Source organism: Silvania confinis (assembly GCF_025564085.1).
GTDB classification, from domain to species: Bacteria; Pseudomonadota; Gammaproteobacteria; order Enterobacterales; family Enterobacteriaceae; genus Enterobacter; species Enterobacter confinis.
This window is the reverse complement of sequence record NZ_JAMGZJ010000078.1, coordinates 210,504-230,366: the sequence shown is the minus strand read 5'-3', so window position 1 is coordinate 230,366 and position 19,863 is coordinate 210,504. Positions and strand designations below refer to the sequence as shown.

Annotated in this window: 19 protein-coding genes; 12 read left to right on the top strand and 7 right to left on the bottom strand. The window is 55.3% G+C overall.

Annotation, left to right across the window (positions count from 1 at the left end):
• The first annotated feature begins 7 nt into the window (after positions 1–7).
• Both M8013_RS18815 and M8013_RS18810 read left to right on the top strand, forming a co-directional pair.
• Complete coding sequence (locus M8013_RS18815) at positions 8–1,225, top strand: MFS transporter (RefSeq protein WP_271269307.1); 1,218 nt, start codon at positions 8–10, stop codon at positions 1,223–1,225.
• Entirely contained in the window at positions 1,215–2,027 is an 813-nt protein-coding gene (locus M8013_RS18810; protein WP_271269306.1) for a Cof-type HAD-IIB family hydrolase, read from the top strand. The genes M8013_RS18815 and M8013_RS18810 overlap by 11 nt, the downstream gene beginning before the upstream one ends.
• A gap of 89 nt (positions 2,028–2,116) precedes the next feature.
• Here the strand turns inward: M8013_RS18810 and M8013_RS18805 are convergent, their stop codons facing one another.
• On the bottom strand, positions 2,117–3,352 hold the full coding sequence (locus M8013_RS18805; RefSeq protein ID WP_271269305.1) for an MFS transporter: 1,236 nt from the start codon (positions 3,350–3,352) through the stop codon (positions 2,117–2,119).
• 167 nt (positions 3,353–3,519) lie between these two features.
• Here M8013_RS18805 and M8013_RS18800 point away from each other — a divergent pair, with 167 nt between their 5' ends.
• The 3 genes from M8013_RS18800 to deoR all read left to right on the top strand — a co-directional run bounded on the left by M8013_RS18800 (position 3,520) and on the right by deoR (position 5,690).
• Positions 3,520–4,248, top strand: a complete 729-nt coding sequence (locus tag M8013_RS18800; protein WP_271269304.1) for a phosphatase PAP2 family protein — start codon at positions 3,520–3,522, stop codon at positions 4,246–4,248.
• A gap of 7 nt (positions 4,249–4,255) precedes the next feature.
• Positions 4,256–4,864, top strand: a complete 609-nt coding sequence (gene ybjG, locus M8013_RS18795) for an undecaprenyl-diphosphate phosphatase (protein ID WP_271269303.1) — start codon at positions 4,256–4,258, stop codon at positions 4,862–4,864.
• A gap of 67 nt (positions 4,865–4,931) precedes the next feature.
• Positions 4,932–5,690, top strand: coding sequence for a DNA-binding transcriptional repressor DeoR (gene deoR / locus M8013_RS18790; protein ID WP_271269302.1), 759 nt, complete (start codon positions 4,932–4,934; stop codon positions 5,688–5,690).
• A gap of 101 nt (positions 5,691–5,791) precedes the next feature.
• Here the strand turns inward: deoR and M8013_RS18785 are convergent, their stop codons facing one another.
• Positions 5,792–6,703 carry a LysR family transcriptional regulator gene (locus M8013_RS18785; RefSeq protein WP_271269301.1) on the bottom strand — a complete coding sequence of 304 codons (912 nt, stop codon included), beginning with the start codon at positions 6,701–6,703 and terminating at the stop codon, positions 5,792–5,794.
• A gap of 177 nt (positions 6,704–6,880) precedes the next feature.
• On the opposite strand from M8013_RS18785, the gene M8013_RS18780 reads away from it, so the two are divergent.
• On the top strand, positions 6,881–8,044 hold the full coding sequence (locus M8013_RS18780; protein ID WP_271269300.1) for an MFS transporter: 1,164 nt from the start codon (positions 6,881–6,883) through the stop codon (positions 8,042–8,044).
• A 246-nt stretch (positions 8,045–8,290) separates the two neighbouring features.
• Entirely contained in the window at positions 8,291–8,920 is a 630-nt protein-coding gene (locus M8013_RS18775; protein WP_271269299.1) for a hypothetical protein, read from the top strand.
• A gap of 277 nt (positions 8,921–9,197) precedes the next feature.
• On the opposite strand, the gene dacC is transcribed toward M8013_RS18775, so the two are convergent.
• Positions 9,198–10,403, bottom strand: coding sequence for a serine-type D-Ala-D-Ala carboxypeptidase (dacC, locus tag M8013_RS18770; RefSeq protein ID WP_271269298.1), 1,206 nt, complete (start codon positions 10,401–10,403; stop codon positions 9,198–9,200).
• Positions 10,404–10,663: 260 nt separating this feature from the next.
• Here dacC and M8013_RS18765 point away from each other — a divergent pair, with 260 nt between their 5' ends.
• Positions 10,664–11,290, top strand: coding sequence for a glutathione S-transferase family protein (locus M8013_RS18765; RefSeq protein ID WP_271269297.1), 627 nt, complete (start codon positions 10,664–10,666; stop codon positions 11,288–11,290).
• A 1-nt stretch (position 11,291) separates the two neighbouring features.
• Here M8013_RS18765 and M8013_RS18760 read toward each other — a convergent pair whose 3' ends face one another.
• Entirely contained in the window at positions 11,292–12,410 is a 1,119-nt protein-coding gene (locus M8013_RS18760; protein WP_271269296.1) for a PQQ-dependent sugar dehydrogenase, read from the bottom strand.
• A gap of 104 nt (positions 12,411–12,514) precedes the next feature.
• On the bottom strand, positions 12,515–12,898 hold the full coding sequence (bssR, locus tag M8013_RS18755; protein WP_271269295.1) for a biofilm formation regulator BssR: 384 nt from the start codon (positions 12,896–12,898) through the stop codon (positions 12,515–12,517).
• Positions 12,899–13,144: 246 nt separating this feature from the next.
• On the opposite strand from bssR, the gene M8013_RS18750 reads away from it, so the two are divergent.
• A complete protein-coding gene (locus M8013_RS18750) occupies positions 13,145–14,065 on the top strand; it encodes a LysR family transcriptional regulator (RefSeq protein WP_271269294.1) in 921 nt (306 codons plus the stop codon).
• A gap of 6 nt (positions 14,066–14,071) precedes the next feature.
• Here the strand turns inward: M8013_RS18750 and M8013_RS18745 are convergent, their stop codons facing one another.
• Entirely contained in the window at positions 14,072–14,212 is a 141-nt protein-coding gene (locus M8013_RS18745; protein WP_271269293.1) for a glycine cleavage system protein T, read from the bottom strand.
• 335 nt (positions 14,213–14,547) lie between these two features.
• On the opposite strand from M8013_RS18745, the gene rimO reads away from it, so the two are divergent.
• Both rimO and M8013_RS18735 read left to right on the top strand, forming a co-directional pair.
• On the top strand, positions 14,548–15,873 hold the full coding sequence (gene rimO / locus M8013_RS18740) for a 30S ribosomal protein S12 methylthiotransferase RimO (protein ID WP_271269292.1): 1,326 nt from the start codon (positions 14,548–14,550) through the stop codon (positions 15,871–15,873).
• Between the two features lie 298 nt (positions 15,874–16,171).
• A complete protein-coding gene (locus M8013_RS18735) occupies positions 16,172–16,633 on the top strand; it encodes a hypothetical protein (protein ID WP_271269291.1) in 462 nt (153 codons plus the stop codon).
• A gap of 117 nt (positions 16,634–16,750) precedes the next feature.
• Here M8013_RS18735 and M8013_RS18730 read toward each other — a convergent pair whose 3' ends face one another.
• Positions 16,751–17,188, bottom strand: a complete 438-nt coding sequence (locus tag M8013_RS18730; RefSeq protein WP_271269290.1) for a GNAT family N-acetyltransferase — start codon at positions 17,186–17,188, stop codon at positions 16,751–16,753.
• Positions 17,189–17,381: 193 nt separating this feature from the next.
• Between M8013_RS18730 and M8013_RS18725 the strand changes: the two genes are divergently transcribed.
• Positions 17,382–19,811, top strand: coding sequence for a membrane-bound PQQ-dependent dehydrogenase, glucose/quinate/shikimate family (locus tag M8013_RS18725; protein ID WP_271269289.1), 2,430 nt, complete (start codon positions 17,382–17,384; stop codon positions 19,809–19,811).
• Positions 19,812–19,863 lie beyond the last annotated feature (52 nt).

Below are 19,863 nucleotides of genomic sequence, written 5' to 3'. Positions count from 1 at the left end.
TGAAATCATGACCGTCATCTCATCGCGCAAAATCCTGCAGCGCCGCCTGTGGGCGCTGTTTATGTTCTTCTTTATCCCCGGTCTGTTAATGGCCTCCTGGGCCACGCGTACCCCCGCTATTCGCGATATTCTGTCGGTCTCAACGGCGGAAATGGGCATCGTATTATTTGGCCTGTCTGTCGGTTCGATGAGTGGCATCCTCTGTTCGGCGTGGCTGGTTAAGCGCTACGGCACGCGGAAAGTGATTCGCACCACCATGTGCTGCGCGATAGTCGGTATGATTATTCTCAGCGCCGCACTGTGGATGGCCTCGCCGCTGATTTTTGCTCTCGGGCTGACGGTATTCGGCGGTAGCTTTGGTGCCGCCGAAGTGGCGATTAACGTTGAAGGTGCCACCATCGAGCGCGAGATGAACAAAACCGTGCTGCCGATGATGCACGGTTTTTACAGCCTCGGTACGCTGGCGGGCGCGGGCGTCGGCATGGCGCTGACGGCTTCAGGCATCGCCGCCAATATCCATATTTTGCTGGCGGGTCTGGTCTGTCTTGCCCCTGTCCTGCTGGGGATCGTCTACATTCCGGACGGCACCGGCAAAAACCCGGTGGATGAGGCCCAGGCCGGTGAGAAAGGATTACCGTTTTATCGCGATATGCAGCTGATGCTGATTGGCGTGGTGGTGCTGGCGATGGCCTTTGCCGAAGGCTCTGCCAACGACTGGCTGCCGCTGCTGATGGTGGACGGCCACGGCTTTAGCCCGACCTCCGGCTCGCTGATTTACGCCGGGTTTACGCTTGGCATGACCGTAGGTCGCTTTACCGGCGGCTGGTTTATTGACCGCTATAGCCGGGTTGCGGTGGTGCGCGCCAGTGCCCTGATGGGCGGGCTGGGAATTGCGTTAATCATCTTTGTCGATGTCGACTGGGTGGCGGGCGTGTCGGTAATTCTGTGGGGGCTGGGTGCTTCGCTCGGGTTCCCGCTGACCATCTCCGCCGCCAGCGATACCGGCCCGGATGCGCCAACCCGCGTCAGCGTAGTGGCCACCACCGGCTATCTCGCCTTCCTGGTTGGCCCGCCGCTGCTGGGCTTCCTCGGCGAACATTACGGGCTGCGCAGCGCCATGTTAGTGGTATTAGGATTAGTGATGATTGCCGCCCTGGTCGCCAGAGCGGTTGCCAAACCGGATTCGCAGGCTAAATCTGCCATGGAGAATGGATATGAGCGTTAAACTGATTGCAGTTGATATGGATGGTACCTTCCTGAACGACGCGAAAGCGTACAATCGCGCGCGTTTTCTGCGTCAGTACGCGCAGATGAAGGAACAGGGCATACGGTTTGTGGTCGCCAGCGGCAACCAGTACTACCAGCTGATCTCCTTTTTCCCGGAGATCGCGCATGAAATCGCTTTTGTCGCCGAAAATGGCGGCTGGGTGGTCAATGCCGGGGAAGATGTTTTCAACGGCGAGCTGACCCAGGCGCAGTTCAACACCGTATCAGCATTCCTCTGCTCCATACCGGAAGTGGAAGTGATCGCCTGCGGTAAAGGCAGTGCCTACACCCTGAAAACCTATGACGACGCGTTCCACGATATCGCGGCGAAGTATTATCACCGGCTGGAAAAGGTGGATAACTTCGAGCACTTCAACGACATCTTCTTCAAGTTTGGGCTGAACGTGCCCGACGACGAGATCCCGCGTATCCAGGCCATGATTCACGAGAAGCTGAGTGACATTATGGTGCCGGTAGCCACCGGGTACGGCAGTATCGACCTGATCCTGCCGGGCGTGCATAAGGCCAATGGCCTGCGTCTGCTGCAACAGCTGTGGGGGATTGAAGACCACGAAGTGGTCGCCTTTGGCGACAGCGGTAACGACATTGAAATGCTGGGCCAGGCCGGGTTTGGCTTTGCCATGGCCAATGCCCGGGATCATATCAAAGCGGTCGCCCGCTATGAAGCGCCGCACAACAATGACGAAGGGGTGCTGGCGGTGATAGATAAAGTGTTGAAACGCGAAGCCCCGTTCAACTAAGGAGCAGTGCCTGGCGGCGCGTTGCTTGCACAGGCCTACGGGTTGCGTAGGCCGGGTAAGGCGAAGCCGCCACCCGGCAAAACGTCGACTTACTCCGGCTGTAACGACCCGCCCACCTGCTTGTCTTTCAGGAACACAAACATCAGCCCCAGCCACAGGATGCCGTTTACCAGATTAAACAGGCTGAACAGGCCGTTGCCGCCGCTGCTGAAGGCGTGTTTGCTCACTTCAATTCCTACGGTGAAGATCAGCATCTGCAACATGCCCATCGCCGCCGACACCGTGCCTTTACTCATATCGCTGGCAAACAGCGTCAGACGCACCAGCCCGGCATTCGCCAGCCCAATCCCGAACGCATAGATACTCAGCCCGGCAGTCATCCACAGATACGCGTGGGACGACACGACCGTCGCCACCGCCGCTACCGCCAGCCCGATCATAATCGGCCAGCCGCCCATGATGATTAACGAGCGCACGGTCCGCCGCGAGGTCAGGCGAGCCAGCACCACGTTGCCAATAATCAGTGCGCCAAAAATCGGCACCTGCAGCAGGCCGTATTCGTAGCTGCTGAGCTTCTCGCCACTGATGATGATCACCGGCGACTGGGCAATCCACGCCAGCAGTGGCAGGCAGACAAAGCCGATCGCCAGCGCGCCCGCCACAAAACGGACGTTTTTCAGCACCGCTTTATAGTCGCGTCCCAGCTCCTGCATCGACAGTTTTTCACCGAGGCGGGTAGCGGTTTCAGGCATCGCGCGGTACAGGCCATAAAACGAGATCGCCGCCAGCGCCGCGAACAGCACAAACATCCCCTCCCACGGCGCAACGTGAACCCACGCCGCCCCCACCAGCGGGCCCAGCAGCGGCGCAATCAGCGCCACGTTGGCCATCAGGGCGGTGATTTTGATGCACACCGCCTCTTCGAAAGACTCCTGGATTGCGGCGTAACCGACTGCGCCGATAAAGCACAGGCTGACGCCCTGCAAGAATCGCAGCACCATAAACTGTTCGATCGACTGCGCCAGCAGGGTTGCCAGGCAGGTGACGATAAACCACACCACCCCGGTCAGCATCACCGGACGGCGGCCAATACGATCCGACAGCGGCCCGAGCAGCCACTGTAAAAACATGCCCCCCGCCAGGTAGGCGGTCATCGACGTCGGCACCCACTCGATCCCGGCGTTGTACTGCGCTACGACTGCCAGCATACCGGGCTGGATCATATCGTTGCCGATATAGGTGGAGAATTCGTAAAGCACCAGACACAGGGGGAACAACAACGCCTGGCGCCCAAGGCGAGTGCCGGCAGAAGAACGGTTTTGCATGGAGTCTCAATATCCGATAAAAAATCGCGCAGAGTGTAATGAAATGGCTGAGCCAGCGATAGCAGATTCGCGCGGGCCTTCAGAAATAACGCACAAATCGCCGTCGTTTAAGGTTTCCTTAAGTTGGCATCCGTATGCTTGGGTTTTTCCCGTCGTCGACCCTGATTATGACACAAATGGCTTCCGCTTCAGAATTGTCTAAGTTAAAGACAATTAAGACAAAATCGCTTTACCCTTTGCCGCTGCGTTTTTATGGTGTTCAGCTGCTCACGCTGGTGCTGCTGGCGGCCGTTTTCAGCTGGCTATCGCGGGATGAGGGCTTTGACAGGCTGCTGACCGGATACTGGTTTGACGCCGCGAGCCTGCACTTTCCGCTGAAGAATAATGCCCTGCTGGATCTGATAAACCATCGCCTGGCGAAATATCTGATCATCGCCGTGGCGGCCTGCACGCTGCTATACGGGGCGTACCGACGCAATGCCCGGCTGGTCACCGCCGCTCTGCTGATGGGGCTCGGGGCGCTGGTTGTCGGCGCATTGAAGGCGGTTAGCCATCACAGCTGCCCCTGGGATTTGCTCGAGTACGGCGGTGACGCGGTGTCGTATCCCCTGTTTGGCGCGGTACCCGAGCACAGCGGCCCGGGTCGTTGTTTCCCCGGCGGGCACTCCTCCAGCGGCTTTATAGTGATGGGGCTGTTTTTCGCCTTCTGGCGCGAGCGTCCGCGTCTGGCGTGGTGCATGGTGGCGGCCGGTGTGGTGCTTGGCCTGGTGATGGGCTATGGCCAGGTGATGCGCGGGGCGCATTTTTTCTCCCATAACCTGTGGGCAGGTTGGTGGGTTTGGTTTTCTCAGGTGGTGGCCTACGGCCTGATCTCCACCTGGTTTGCAAAAAAGTGACGAGGCTATGTTAGAGAATCTCAACTACGGACTGTTTAATCTGATTAACGCCACCCCGGCGTCGCCCGAATGGGGTATCAGACTGGCGATTTTTATTGCCAAAGATCTGATCACCATCGTGCCTGCGCTGGTGGTGATCCTCTGGCTGTGGGGGCCACGCAGGCAGGTTGCCGCCCAGCGCCAACTGGTGATTAAAATTGCGATGGCGTTAGCGATAAGCCTGCTGGCCTCGTGGCTGTTGGGGCACCTGTTCCCTCACGACCGGCCGTTTGTCGATCACGTAGGCTATAACTTCCTGCATCACGCTGCGGACGACTCCTTCCCGAGCGATCATGGCACCGTCATTTTTACCTTTGCGCTGGCGTTTTTGTTCTGGCATCGGGTGTGGTCAGGCATTCTACTGATGATGGTTGCCTGCACTATCGCCTGGTCCCGCGTCTATCTTGGGGTCCATTGGCCGATGGATATGCTGGGCGGAATGATGGTCGGGCTGCTGGGCTGTCTGAGCGCGCAGATCCTGTGGAATGTCTGCGGCAACGCCCTCTATCAGCGGCTGTCACAGCTGTATCGTATCTGCTTTGCGCTGCCGATCCGCAAAGGGTGGATACGTGACTAAATCGGGTCCCGCAGGTTACACTTGAGCCCCCTGCGCAGCGGGGGTTCATATACTGCTCCGAGGAACTATGGAAACACGACGCGACGAACGCCTGACGCAACTGATAAATGCGCTCAAGCGCAGCGATAAACTGCACCTGAAAGAAGCCGCCGCGCTGCTGGGTGTCTCGGAAATGACTATTCGTCGCGACCTCAACAGTGAGAGTGGGCCGGTTGTGCTGCTTGGGGGCTATATTGTCCTTGAGCCACGCAGCGCCGGCCACTATCTACTGAGCGATCAAAAGACCCGTCTGGTAGAAGAGAAGCGCAAAGCGGCGCGTCTGGCCGCCGGGCTGGTGCAGCCCCATCAGACGCTGTTTTTTGACTGCGGCACCACCACGCCGTGGATCATCGAAGCCATTGATAGCGACCTGCCGTTTACCGGGGTCTGTTACTCCCTGAACACCTTTCTCGCCCTGCAGGAAAAGCCCGAGTGCCGGGTTATTCTCTGCGGCGGCGAATTCCATGCCAGCAACGCTATTTTCAAACCGCTCAACCTGCAGGACACGCTCAATAACCTGTGCCCCGATATCGCTTTTTATTCGGCGGCGGGCGTGCATGTCCGCCAGGGTGCGACCTGCTTCAATCTGGATGAGCTGCCGGTAAAACAGTGGGCAATGAGCATGGCGCAGTATCATGTACTGGTGGTCGATCACAGCAAGATCGGCAAAGTGCGCCCGGCACGAATGGGCGATCTCTCGCACTTTGATGCGATCGTCAGCGACTGCCGCCCGGATGAGGAAATGGTGACCTACGCGAAGGCGCAGCAGATTAAATTGATGTACTGAGTGCGGTTTATTACCCGGCGGCGCTACGCTTGCACGGGCCTACAGGGTTTTGTAGGCCGGGCAAGGCGGAGCCGCCACCCGGCAATGCTGCCGATCGCACTTCATCCATTTTCGCTCTCTTGCAGAGACCGCACCACCAGCTCCCGCAGCCACTTATGCGCAGGTTCACGATGCAGATGTTCGTGCCAGAGCATATTCATCTCAAAGCCTGGAATGTCGACCGGCGGAGCGAAGTATTGTAGCTGCGGATTATCTCTGACCAACCGTAACGGTAACATACCGACCAGGTCCGTGGTGGCGATGGTAAATAACGCAAACATAAAATGCGGAACCGACAGCACCACTTTCCTGCTTAATCCCATCTGCGACAGCACGATATCGGTGTTTCCCCAAAAACCGCCGCCATCGGGTGAAATCATCACAAAATCCAGTTCGAGAAATTGCCTGAGCGAAGGTGTTGATTTTAGCCATGGATGACCGGCCCGGCTAACCAGCACGTAGCGTTCGCTAAATAGCATTCGACAGCGCAGACCCTGCGGTGACTCCTCCCGAATATGAAAGAACAGATCGACCTTATCCTGACCGGCAACCTGAGCAATCTGTGAATTGGCATTTTCCAACACGGCCAGCCGGGTGCCTGGGGCTTCAAAACGTAAATTTTTCAGCACTGGCAGCAGTACTGTATTTTCACAATAATCCGCCGCAATCACCTGCCAGGTATTGAGAGCTTCGCCGGGAATAAATGGACCGGGAGAAGAGATCGCTTTATCAAGCAGCGCCAGTGCCTGGCCGAGCGGCGCGCGCAACAGTTCAGCCCGAGCGGTAGGACGCATACCTCGTGGGCCCGGTAAAAACAGCGGATCGTCAAGACTTTTACGCAGCTTCGCCAGTTGCACGCTGATGGTGGGCTGTGAAAGATTCAGTTTGCGGGCTACATGCGTGACGTTCGGATCTTTTAGTAAAGCATCCAGCGTCAACAGCAGATTCAAATCCAGTCTCTTAAGATTATCCATTGTAATACCAGCTATTATAATAATTAATTTCTACTATACCTAACAAATTCATAATATTCATTCTTCCTTAGCCCTAATGAGAAGCGTAAGCGACACCATTATTTTAAAGCCAGTTAAATAGTGGCCTGAATTATTCATCCTTATTTAAATTACCACCTAAAAAACAGGAGTAGAAAAATGCCTACGGGACTTTTTGCCTTAGCGCTTGGTGCGTTTGGGATCGGTCTGACAGAGTTTGGTATTGTAGGTTTACTGCCGCAAATTGCCGCTGAGTTTAATGTCACTGAGCAAGTAGCGGGATATTTAGTCTCCGGTTATGCAATCAGTGTAGCGCTAGGTGCCATTCTGTTAACCGCAGTGATGATCCGCATGGAGCGCCGCTTAACGTTGTTGCTTTTAAGCGGCTTATTTATTGTTGGTAATCTTATTTCCGCACTCTCTGCCAGTTACGAAACGCTGCTCCTTGGCCGAGTTGTAGCGGCACTGTGTCACGGTGCCTTCTTCAGTATCGGTGCGGTGGTGGCCTCTGACATGGTAGCGGCCGATAAAAAAGGTGCGGCTATTTCACTAATGTTTGCGGGACTAACCGTCTCCAATATTGTAGGCGTCCCGTTGGGAACCTTCGTCGGACTGCAACTAGGCTGGCGCACGACCTTTTGGGCACTGGCGATCATTGGTCTAATAACCATAGTCGGTATCCGGACGTTAATACCGGTTATGCCTGCCCATCGTGATACTAACCTGGGCCGCGAGTTCGCCGTCTTCAATCGTCCGCAGGTGTGGGTTTCCGCCCTGCTAAGTGTGCTGTCTTTCGGCGGTGTCATCGGTGGATTTACTTACATTGCTTTTACTCTGACGCAGGTTTCTGGTTTTACCGCGCAGATGGTGCCGTGGCTGCTGGTTCTGTTTGGCTTAGGAACCTTTGTGGGGAATATCTATGGCGGCAAAGCCGCAGACAAATCGCTGAACAAATCGCTCGGTACCATTCTACTGCTTCTCACACTGGTGATGGCGGCGTTCGCTCTGTTTGCCCAGAGCCAAATAATGACCGTCATCCTGTTGTTGATGATGGGAACCGTTGGATTAGCCACCGCGCCGGGGCTGCAACTGCGCATGATGAAGTATGCCAGCGATGCGCCGACGGTTGCCTCCGGAACCAACATTGCCGCGTTTAATATCGGTAACGCCCTCGGTGCCTGGCTTGGCGGCATGGCTCTGGATAAAGGTTATGGTTTTGTCTCACCGTTATGGGTAGGCGCGTTGCTGAGTTTGATTGCATTGATGGTGGTTATTCTTGGCAGCTTTAGTAGCGTTCTGAAAACCAGCCAGGTAAAAGGCTAAATTTTACGGGCAGCCCACCTGATAATGCTTTATTTGGATAATTAGTCCCCGCAACTCTATAAATCGGGTGAGAGTAAAATAACAACCCTCACCTGCTTAACAACATTTTAATACATAACGCACGATAGAACATTATAACAGTATTTTTATTCCATGCTTTATCTACATTCTGGTTTTGGCTGACGGAAATGCACCTTCCTTATAGAAGGTCAATGCTAATCTGTAATATACACGGGGTGTTTAAAAATGAATGAAAAGTATGTGACAAACGGAAATAATATAGTAGGTTTTTTTCCGGATTTAGGAAGTCGAGCGGGTTATCAGGATATTGGCGATAGTCTGCTGCAAACAGGAAATAAAGTCATCGAGAAAATATACCGTGACGCGGCGGTAGCAATGGGGTACGGAGACCAGCCCAGAAAGATGCTGATTACGCCGGAAACACTACCTGAAGGTAAAATGGAACGACAGGGGTTTATCGGTGCCAGCTTCCTCACCCATAATCTCGCCCTGGCAGCCCGATTTTATGCCGAGGCGCAACAGCAAAATCAGCATATTCAGTTTATTGCGTACGGTGGAGAGAGTTTCGGCATGATTAACGCCGCAGTGGCCAGCGGCGCGTTAAGCATTGGTGACGGCGTAAAAAACGCTAATTTTTTCACCCCGTATATTTTGCTCGCATCAGAAAGTTATGACGACCCTTTCAGCCAGGCCATCATTGATTATTACCCCTCGACGTTTAAAGAACAGGCTTTGGTTTCTGAACTCTATTATGTCATCGCGTTACGAGGCAGGGAAAAGGAGTTGAACGAGGCGCTAACCTCATTAAAGGGGAAGATGAAATCAACCGCCCCTACACTTTGGCCTATGCGCTAACGATGCTGGGTGAGGCTGGGCATGCACATAAGCTTTTTGAACCTTCGGCTTGCTACGAAAACAAGTCAGCCATCAGTTGGATGATCGACAATCTTACGCAGGTAGAAGATGGGGCAGATGGACGACTTTATATGTTCAATCATGCGTTGATTAACCTGATGCTACGCATGCGCGGAGACGGGTTCATCATCCCAGACGTCTACCGCGATTTTAATTTTTAAGCGGGATAACCCACGCACACAATGATACGGCAACCGACGTTGCCGTTTTTCATTTTTTACGAGAACCAGCTTCCAAACCAGCCGTGGAATTTCATCAGCACGTAATCCCACATCCGGCTAAAGAACCCGCCCTCTTCGACCGCTTCCATCACCATCAACGGACGCTGCTCAATAGATTTACCGTTCAGCTGGAAGTCGATCGTGCCAACCACCTGGCCTTTTTTCAGCGGCGCAGTCAGTTGCTTGTCGGTCAGGGTGAAGCTGGCTTTCAGGTTTTTAAGCTGGCCGCGCGGAATGGTGACCGAGCCCGCTTCGCCCGCGCCAAGATTAACTTCGCTCTTGTCGCCAAACCACACGCGCTGGCTGATAAAGGTGGCATCCGGTTTAATCGGCGTGACGGTTTCGAAGAAGCGGAAGCCCCACGTCAGCAGTTTTTCCGATTCGTTAAAGCGGATCCTGTCGGTTTTGGTGCCCAGCACCACCGAGATCAGACGCATATCGCCCTGCGTCGCGGAGGCTACGAGGTTATACCCTGCCCCTGCGGTGGTGCCGGTTTTCATCCCGTCGACGTTGACGTTGCTGCTCCACAGCAGACGGTTGCGGTTCTGCTGACGGATCTTGTTGAAGGTAAATTCTTTCTCTTTGTGGATGGCGTACTCTTCCGGCACGTCATGAATCAACGCCCGGCCCAGCAGCGCCATATCGCGGGCAGTACTGAACTGGCCCGGCGCGTCCAGCCCGTGGACGGTTTTAAAGGTAGTGTTGGTCAGCCCTAACTTCTGTGCGTAGCCATTCATCAAACCAATGAAGGAGTCCTGGCTGCCGGCGACATAGTCCGCGAGCGCGATACAGGCGTCATTGCCCGACTGAATAATCACCCCTTTATTGAGGTCAGAAACGGCAACCTGATCGCCAGGCTTGAGGAACATCACCGACGAACCGCGCAGCGCCGGGTTGCCGGTCGCCCACGCGTCTTTACCGATCGTCACCATGTCCGTGAGCTTGATCTTGCCCGCCTTCAGCGACTGCCCCACGACATAGCTGGTCATGATTTTGGTCAGGCTGGCCGGATCGAGTTTTTCATCCGCATTACCTTCTGCCAGCACTTTGCCGCTGGCGTAGTCCATCAATATCCAGGCGCGCGCATCAACGGGCGGGGCTTCTGGTGCCGCCGTTTCCGCTGCGTACAGCGAAGGTGCAAAAAGGACCAGCAGCGCAGAACCCGCCACCAGACCACGTAAAGAAGTTGTTTTTCGCATCATAAAGCCACCCGAATGTCCTTTCCAAAAATCACGCCACACCATTACCGTGTCGCAAGAAGCGAAGAGTAATAACGTACTAATGAACTTAAAAAAACCTTAACCACGTAAAGTTTTTAAAGTTTATGCAATAACAACCCGATACGCTTTGACCAGGTCGATTTTTTTCTCATCTGTTGCGTAATTGTTAGGTTTATCCCACCATGTGAGCCACATGCGCGAACGCACATCCGGAATTCGTCTTTCACTTATAAGGGGTAATTATGATTACGCTATGGGGCAGGAATAATTCAACCAACGTTAAGAAGGTGCTCTGGACGCTGGAAGAGCTGGATTTACCGTACAAGCAGATTCTGGCGGGATTGCAGCACGGGGTGAATAAAGAAGCCGACTATCTGGCAATGAACCCGAACGGGCTGGTGCCGCTGCTGCGCGATGATGAAACCGACCTTACGCTGTGGGAATCCAACACCATCGTGCGCTATCTGGCGGCACAGTATGGTCAGGGCCGCCTGTGGATTGATGCGCCGGCGAAACGCGCCGAGGGCGATAAGTGGATGGACTGGGCCAGCCAGACGCTTTCCCCGGCTCATCGCGGGATCCTGATGGGGCTGGTCCGCACCCCGGAAGCCGAGCGTAATTACCCGGCCATTCATGCCGCCAAAGAGGCCTGTGAACCCCTGTTCGCGCAGTTAGATGCGGTGCTGGCAACCCAGCCGTGGTTCTCGGGCGACGAGTTTGGCGTGGGTGATATTGCCATCGCGCCATTAATCTGGAACCTGACCAACGTCGACCTGCAGTGGACCGAGCGCCCACATCTGCAACGCTGGCTGGCGTTGCTGACAGAGCGCCCAGCGTACCGTCAGGTGGTGATGATCCCGGTCACCTGATTCAGGTCCCGGACGGGCTGACTTTTAACAGCTGCCCGTCCGATTCATCGGTCAGCACGTATAAATAGCCGTCAGGCCCGACCCGCACATCGCGGATCCGCTGATCGCGATCGCCGAGAATGCGCCCCTCCTCCGTCACCGTATTGCCGCTGACGTTCAGCACAATCACATCCTTCTCTTTCAGGGCACCGATAAACAATTTGTTTTTCCACTGCGGGAACACGTCGCTGTTATAGAACGCCATTCCGCTGACCGCCGGAGATTTTTTCCAGACGAACAGCGGCGGCTCGGTGCCCGGGGCCGTTTCACCTTTTGCCTCCGGTATGGCCAACCCGCTGTAGTTAACGCCGTGAGTGGCGAGTGGCCAGCCGTAGTTTTTACCCTTCTCCGGGATGTTGATCTCGTCCCCGCCGCGCGGCCCGTGCTCGTTGAGCCACAGGGTGTTGCTCCACGGGTTCATCGCCATCCCCTGCGGGTTACGAATACCGTACGACCAGATTTCCGGGCGTGCGCCCTGGCGGTTCACAAACGGGTTGTCGTCGGGCACTGCGCCCTGCTCGGTCAGACGCACGACTTTGCCCTGCAGCTTATCCAGATCCTGTGCGGTCGGCCGTTGGTTATTTTCGCCGAGGCCAATAAACAGGTAGCCTTTGCCGTCGAACACCAGCCTGCCGCCAAAGTGGTTGCCGGTAGAGAGTTTTGGCTGCTGGCGGAAGACGACCTTAAAGGCCTCCAGCCGGGAGTTATCCTCGCTCAAACGACCGAAGCCGACCGCGGTGCCCGCTTTGCCGTCATCGCCTGCTTCGGCATAGCTCAACCAGACTTTGCGGGAGGTGGCAAAGTCTGGTGCCAGCGCCACGTCGAGCAAGCCCCCCTGCCCGGTGGCCCACACTTTAGGCACCCCCACAATGGGCTCGGACAGCCCTTTCCCGGCCTGCCAGCGCTTAAGCTGGCCGCCTTTCAGGGTGATCAACATCCCCTGATCCTGCGGCAGGAAGGCCAGCGCCCAGGGATGATCGAGTTTATTTTGCAGAACCGCGACCTTAACCTCGGCAGGCGCGGCAAACAGCGAGGCGGAAATAAGCAACAATGGCAGGGAAATAAGCGAGGTTCGACGCATAACGCACTCCTTTTCGATGTATGGCATAAGGTTAGCCATTCAGGGAAGGGGCGATATCACTTTTACAAAAGCTTAAGCAGATGGGGGAGTTGCCTCCCCCGGGATCAGATCTGAATCAGAGGAGTATGTGATTTCAGATACTGGATGCAGAGCGTTAATTCATTCAGACAGTTTTCCAGCTTCTCTGCGTTGACGGCGATATATGTCGGGCAGTCATGACAACCCGTCATCATGCAAACACCTGCGGTGGTGAGCGCTCCGGCGGCACGATACAGGATAGCCTGCTCGTCGGCGTCGCAATGCTCTCTCAGGACAGGTGCTTTCTCACGCATATATGTACACAATTCAAAGAAATTATCACGCAGATGGTCGCTTTCGCTGACTGACATATACCCTTTCGCTTTCCTTAACTGCAGATACGCCGCGAGATCGATGCGGGCGTTAATCATCTTGTTAAGAAGATCGCGTTTCAGTCTGTCAACGGTCATGCTTTTTCCCCCCTTTGTCAGCTTTGAACAAGATCAGAGTATGTCTATTTTTCGTACAGTTTAATGCTTCACATCAATAAATCGTAACTGCTTAACATAATTTACAATGTTACAACAGAGGAGCGGCGCGGCAAGCGCAGGGGCAAGCCCTCTGGTCGGATAAAATCATACTTTCTTTGCACCGCGTGGGGCGTTACCGTCGGCTATTTTTACAGGTGGTCACTACGGCGCAGGTCAGAGGAGCCTATGGCAACGATCCCGGTATCAGACAAAATCTGTTCGTTAACCAAAATCGATCTGAATTTGCTGACGCTCTTTTGTCTGATTTACAGCGTGGGAAGCATCTCGAAAGTGGCCGATATGCTGGATATTTCGGCCTCGGCGGTCAGCCAGTCGCTGCGAAAACTGCGAGAACTGATGGGGGATAATTTGTTTGTGCGCAGCGGCAACATCCTGCTGCCCACCGTCTATGCAGATGAACTGTACGATAATATTCTGCCGATTATCGACAAGCTGTCGACCCTGCAGCCGCTCTCTTCGCTGGTCAAAAAGAAAAGGCTGACGCTTTATACCGAGGCGTTTATTTCGCCTCTGGTGGTGCCGGAACTCACCCAGAAGATCCTCGCCATCAATTCTGAGATCAGCCTGCTGCACCGCACAGCGGATCTGAACGAAGCGAAAATCACCGAATTGTTGAACATGCGCCAGGCCGATGTGGTGTTTTCGACGTTTTCGGTGGAGAACAGCAATATCGTGTGCCATAAGATTTATGATATGAAACTGGTGCTTATTGCCTCTCGGGAGCATTCCCACTACCCGGATATGATCAGCGAAGAGATATTCAGAAATGCCAACCTGGTGGGCTACAACACCAAAAACGAAAAGATTATTTATCACCGCAGCATCGTCGATAAAAAATTTCGCTCCAGTGAGCGCTGCCTGCTTACCACCTCTTTTGCCTCGATACTGATTATTGTCTCAAAGACCAACTGCTTAGGGATAATTCCCGAGATGATCTTTTCGACCTATGCCGACATGTATGGCCTGAAAAGAGTGGATACGCCATTTACTCTGCCGCAGTTCAGCCTTTACTCCAGTGCCAGAAAAGAGATCGACAAAATCATCTCTGCCTTGCTGGGCGACTTTAGCGTTAACGTATCCCACTGAATACATTTAGTATTTTTTCACTTTATGCTTAGTAAACTCATCTTCCGCCACAATTTTTAATTCAGCCATTATTTTGGGCTGGGTCAGACCTGTTGCGACAGAGATACAGGACAACTCCACACCGTACGCATGAAGGGTTTTGGCCATTTCTAATTTCGATTGCAGATAAACATCTCTCATATATACCTCGTAGGGGTTAGCGACGGAGTGAAAGATAAAATATCTGTTTGGCTTATCCAATAAGGGGGGCTTAAAGCCGGGATAAGTAATTCTAAGCCGCCCAATATTCTTATAATACATTGATTTTAAATTATTAATTTTTACAGCATTTACTGCTTACATGTAAATCGCACTTTTATGGCATGCAATTTTGCCCGGTAAAGGTCTTTCCGGTTCATCCAATGCACAGATCGCTATAAATCCGCCGTGGAACTCTGTAAAATCCCGCCCTGATAACACTATAAATGATGAATTTTTAACCTATGAGCAATGTTACACACCAGCCGAAAATCGGCTTCGTCTCTCTCGGCTGCCCGAAAAACCTGGTGGACTCCGAACGGATCCTGACGGAACTGCGCACCGAAGGCTATGACGTGGTACCCACCTACGAAAACGCCGACATGGTGATCGTTAACACCTGCGGCTTTATCGACAGCGCCGTTCAGGAGTCACTGGAAGCCATCGGTGAAGCCCTCACCGAAAACGGCAAAGTGATTGTCACTGGCTGCCTGGGTGCCAAAGTGGATCAAATCCGCGAAGTCCACCCGAAGGTGCTGGAAATTACCGGCCCGCACAGCTACGAGCAGGTGCTGGAACATGTGCACCACTATGTGCCAAAACCACAGCACAACCCATTCCTGAGCCTGGTGCCGGAACAGGGCGTGAAGCTGACCCCGCGTCACTACGCCTACCTTAAAATTTCCGAAGGCTGCAACCATCGCTGCACCTTCTGCATCATCCCCTCTATGCGTGGTGATCTGGTCAGCCGCCCGATTGGTGAAGTGCTGGCAGAAGCCAAACGTCTGGCCGATGCGGGCGTGAAAGAGCTGCTGGTGATCTCCCAGGACACCTCTGCTTACGGCGTGGACGTCAAACACCGCTCCGGTTTCCACAACGGCGAGCCGGTGAAAACCAGCATGGTCGGCCTGTGCGAACAGCTGTCTAAGCTGGGCATCTGGACCCGTCTGCACTACGTCTATCCGTATCCACACGTCGACGACGTGATCCCGCTGATGGCCGAAGGCAAGATCCTGCCGTATCTGGATATCCCGCTGCAGCACGCCAGCCCGCGTATCCTGAAGCTGATGAAGCGTCCTGGCTCTGTCGATCGCCAGCTGGCGCGCATTAAGCAATGGCGTGAAATCTGCCCGGATCTGACCCTGCGCTCGACCTTTATCGTCGGCTTCCCGGGTGAAACCGAAGAAGACTTCCAGATGCTGCTCGACTTCCTGGTCGAAGCGCGTCTGGATCGCGTGGGCTGCTTCAAGTACAGCCCGGTCGAAGGCGCGACCGCCAACGAGCTGGCCGATCAGGTGCCGGAAGAGGTGAAAGAAGAGCGCTGGAACCGCTTTATGCAGCTGCAACAGCAGATCTCTGCTGAGCGTCTGCAGGAAAAAGTGGGCCGCGAAATTCTGGTCATCATCGATGAAGTGGACGAAGAAGGCGCAATTGGCCGCAGCATGGCCGATGCCCCGGAAATCGACGGCGCGGTGTACCTGAACGGTGAAACTAAGGTGAAACCGGGTGATATCGTGCGCGTAAAAGTTGAAAACGCTGACGAATATGACCTGTGGGGTTCGCGGGTTTAACGCCTGATGGCGCTGCGCTTATCAGGCCTACAAAACCGTAGGCCGGGCAAACGCAGTGCCGCCCGGCGCTTTATGCGAGGAGCGCGGCAGCGCCCGGTGGCGGCTTCGCCTTACCGGGCCTACAACGTCTGAAAACAGCGCATCAAAATTTTTGCGAGGCTCCTTCAGGGAATGTCTTTTGCGGCTTGTCGCTGCGATCTCCCCGCAGTATCTTCCTGTTGCGCCTGCAAAATCAGGCGCCGGGATTGACCTCCCGATAAAGTCACAGGATCCACTTACTTTATCGGAGGCTGCCACTATGGCGACTATCACCACCCTTGATCATTCTTTATTTACCGCCCCGTTCTCCCACACCACCGACTTCACCGAATTGGCAGATCACTGTGAGCGCTTTGCCCACACCCTACTGGAAAGCGACGATCCCGCCGAAAAGCTGGCGCTCTGCGCCCGTCTTTCTGCCTGTCTCGCTTTATTACAGCCGACGCTCAACGAGCCCATTCCGCCGCATCTGGTAGAGCGTTTCACTCTTAACGATCTCCCTTCCCGTCTTCCCGCATTTGAACCAGAAAGCGAGCAGCTTGGGCAGTATTGTCAGACGCTCACGCAGCTGCTCATCAGCAATGCACTGCCAAGCGATATGGCAAAGGTGATGGAAGGACTGCTGTATGAACTGGTGAACTTCTACGCTGACACGCTGAACGCCCCGCGCTGGCTGCAAACGCTGGACGGCCGCGTGGCGATTGATGCGTTGATTGACTAACCACGTAGGCCGGGCAAACGCAGTGCCGCCCGGCGCTTTAAAAAGGGAGTGCGACATCGCCGGGTGGCGGCTACGCCTTACCCGGCCTACAACCCCCCTCACCCCTCGGTGTGAAGATTAAATCGTCACCCGGTAGCGAACGTAATCATCCACAACCGCCAACTGGTCATACAGCGCGCGGGCCGGATTGCCTTCCCGCGTGACCCAGTAGACCTTAGACCATGATTTTTCCCGGGCCTCCTCAATGATTGCTTCAATCAACGCCCTGCCCGCCCCCTTGCCGCGCGCCGCGTCAGCCACGAACAAATCTTCCAGATAGCACAGCGGCGTTGTCACCCAGGTTCCTTCGTGCAGCACACAAATCGCGAAACCCACCACGCCCTGCTCGCTTTCAGCCAGTCGGCAGAACAGACCCGAATCCGCGGACAACACCCGACGCCAGGTCGCGACGGTCACCGCCGCTTCGAGGTCGGTGCCGTAAAAACTCAGATAACCCTTCCACAGGGCGAGCCATGCGTCGTAATCCTCCGCCCTTGCTTCACGCACGTTAACCATCGCTGTTATTCCTTGATCTGCCTGAGATAGCCCGATGATAGCAAGGTTGCCGCCTCTCTGCCCGGCCGTTGAGAAGGCTAATTCTGGTAAATATATTGTTACCTGGTTGTTGTACAATCGCGCGCCTTAGATTATAAATCATCACTTTTGAGTGATTTCACTCAAGCACTTTTGCCAACATCAGGGAACATTTATGTCCGTCCAAAAATTATCCAGAACCGCAGCCGTGCTGCTGGGGATTCTGGGCGTCGTCATCCTGGCGATGGGGATATTCTTCGCTTACTACGGTGGGAAGCTGGTCAGCGTTAAGGGCAGCCCCTACTTTCTGATCAGCGGTTGCCTGCTGGTTATCTCCGGTGTGCAACTTCTGCGCCAGCGCCTGAGCGGTGCCATTCTCTACTTCGTGGTGTTAGTGGGCACCGCCATCTGGGCCTTGTGGGATGTCGGCTTCGATTTCTGGCCGCTGGTCTCGCGTCTGTTAACCCTCGCGGGCATTGGCATTCTGGTGGCGCTGTCCTTACCTGCGCTGTTACGCCGCGCCGGTAAAACGCCGTGCTGGAAAGGTGCAGGCGCGATTGCGGCGGTGCTGGCAATTGCCTTTGCCGCCACCGTGGGGGGCATGTTTGTCCCGCACGATCCAGTCACCGCCTCGGGCGCGCCGTTGCCGCTCACTCCGGTCAAACCTGGCGAAGAACAGCGCGACTGGGCCAACTACGGCAACACCCCGGGCGCATCACGCTTTGTGGCGCTGGACCAGATCACCCGCGATAACGTTAAAGACCTGCAGGTGGCCTGGACCTACCGCACCGGCGATATTCCTGTCAGCCCGAACGGCGGCGGCGCGGAAGATCAGCAGACACCATTGCAGATTGGCAACACGCTGTTCCTCTGTACGCCACACAACAACGTGATTGCGGTCGATGCCACCACCGGCAAAGAGCGGTGGAAAACCGAGATCAACGCCAAACAGAAAAAGTGGATGCGCTGTCGCGGGCTGGCTTACTTTGATGCCCAGGCCCCGCTACAGCAGCCGACCCTGCCGGGCTCCTCCCCGGTGGCCGCTGTTTCGATGCCTGCGGATGCCCAGTGCACACGCCGCATCATCATGAACAGCGTGACCCCGGAACTGGTTGCCCTGGATGCGGATACCGGTGCGTTCTGCGAAGACTTCGGCAATCACGGCCGCGTCAGCCTGAGCGCGCAGATGGGTAAAGGCGCGGATACCGGCCTCTACTATCCGACCTCCGCCCCAACATTAGCCGGCACCACCGTGGTGATTGGCGGTCGCGTCGCGGATAACGTCGCCACCGATATGCCGGGCGGCGTGGTGCGCGGTTTTGACGTGATCACCGGCGAACTGCGCTGGGCTTTCGATCCGGGCAAGCCGGACGACCAGCAAGCGCCTGCCAGTAACGAGACCTTCACCCGTTCCACCCCGAACGTGTGGGCGCCGATGTCTTACGATCCGCAGTCCAATACCGTCTATATGCCGACCGGCAGCGCGGCAGTGGATCTGTGGGGCGTGAAGCACAACGCCCTGGATCGTAAGTTTGGTGCCTCGATGGTGGCCGTAGACGCCAGCACCGGTAAGGTGAAATGGGTTTACCAGACCGTTCATAACGATCTCTGGGACTTTGACGTCCCGATGCAGCCGACCTTTACCGACTTCCCGGCTAAGGATGGCAAAACCACCCCGGCGCTGATTTTTGGCACCAAATCCGGCCAGCTTTTTGTGCTGGATCGCGCCACCGGTCAGCCGCTGACCAAAGTCGAAGAGCGCAACGTCACCCAGGGTCAGATCCCGAAAGAGATCTATTCTCCGACGCAGCCTTTCTCTGTCGGGATGCCGACCATTGGCGCAGACGTACTGAAAGAGTCCGACATGTGGGGTGCCACGCCGTTTGACCAGCTGATCTGCCGTATCGAGTTTAAATCCAAGCGTTACAACGGCCTGTTTACCCCGCCGGGCGATGACCCGTCGCTGAACCTGCCGGGCTCGTTAGGCGGTATGAACTGGGGCGGTTTGTCGATTGACCCGGTGAATCAGTACCTGTTTATTAACGACATGCGCGTCGGGCTGGAAGTGCAGCTAATCCCGGCCTCGCCGGAAATCCAGGGCGCGAAGAATGACGGCAACGAAGCCGCTGCCATCAGCCGTCCGGTACCGTTATCCGGCACGCCGTACGCCATCAACGCCAAAGTGCGCTTTATGTCGCCGATTGAGATCCCTTGTCAGAAACCACCGTTTGGCACCCTGACGGCAGTGGATCTGAAAACGCAGAAAGTTGCCTGGCAGGTGCCGGTAGGCACGGTGAAAGATACCGGTCCGTTTGGCGTGAAGATGGGATTACCGATCCCGATTGGTATGCCGACCATCGGTGGCACCATGGCGACCCAGGGCGGCCTGGTGTTTATCGCTGCAACGCAGGATTACTACCTGCGCGCGTTCGATACGTCAACGGGGAAAGAAGTGTGGAAAGCCCGCCTGCCGGTGGGCAGTCAGAGCACGCCAATCAGCTACAAATCGCCGGTGGATGGGAAGCAGTATCTGCTGATCACCGCGGGCGGGGCGCGTAATTCGCCGGATCGCGGTGACTATGTGATTGCGTATAAGCTGCCTTAATCAGACTGAAGTACCCGGCAAACAGCCATTCCGCAGGGAATGGCTGTTTTTT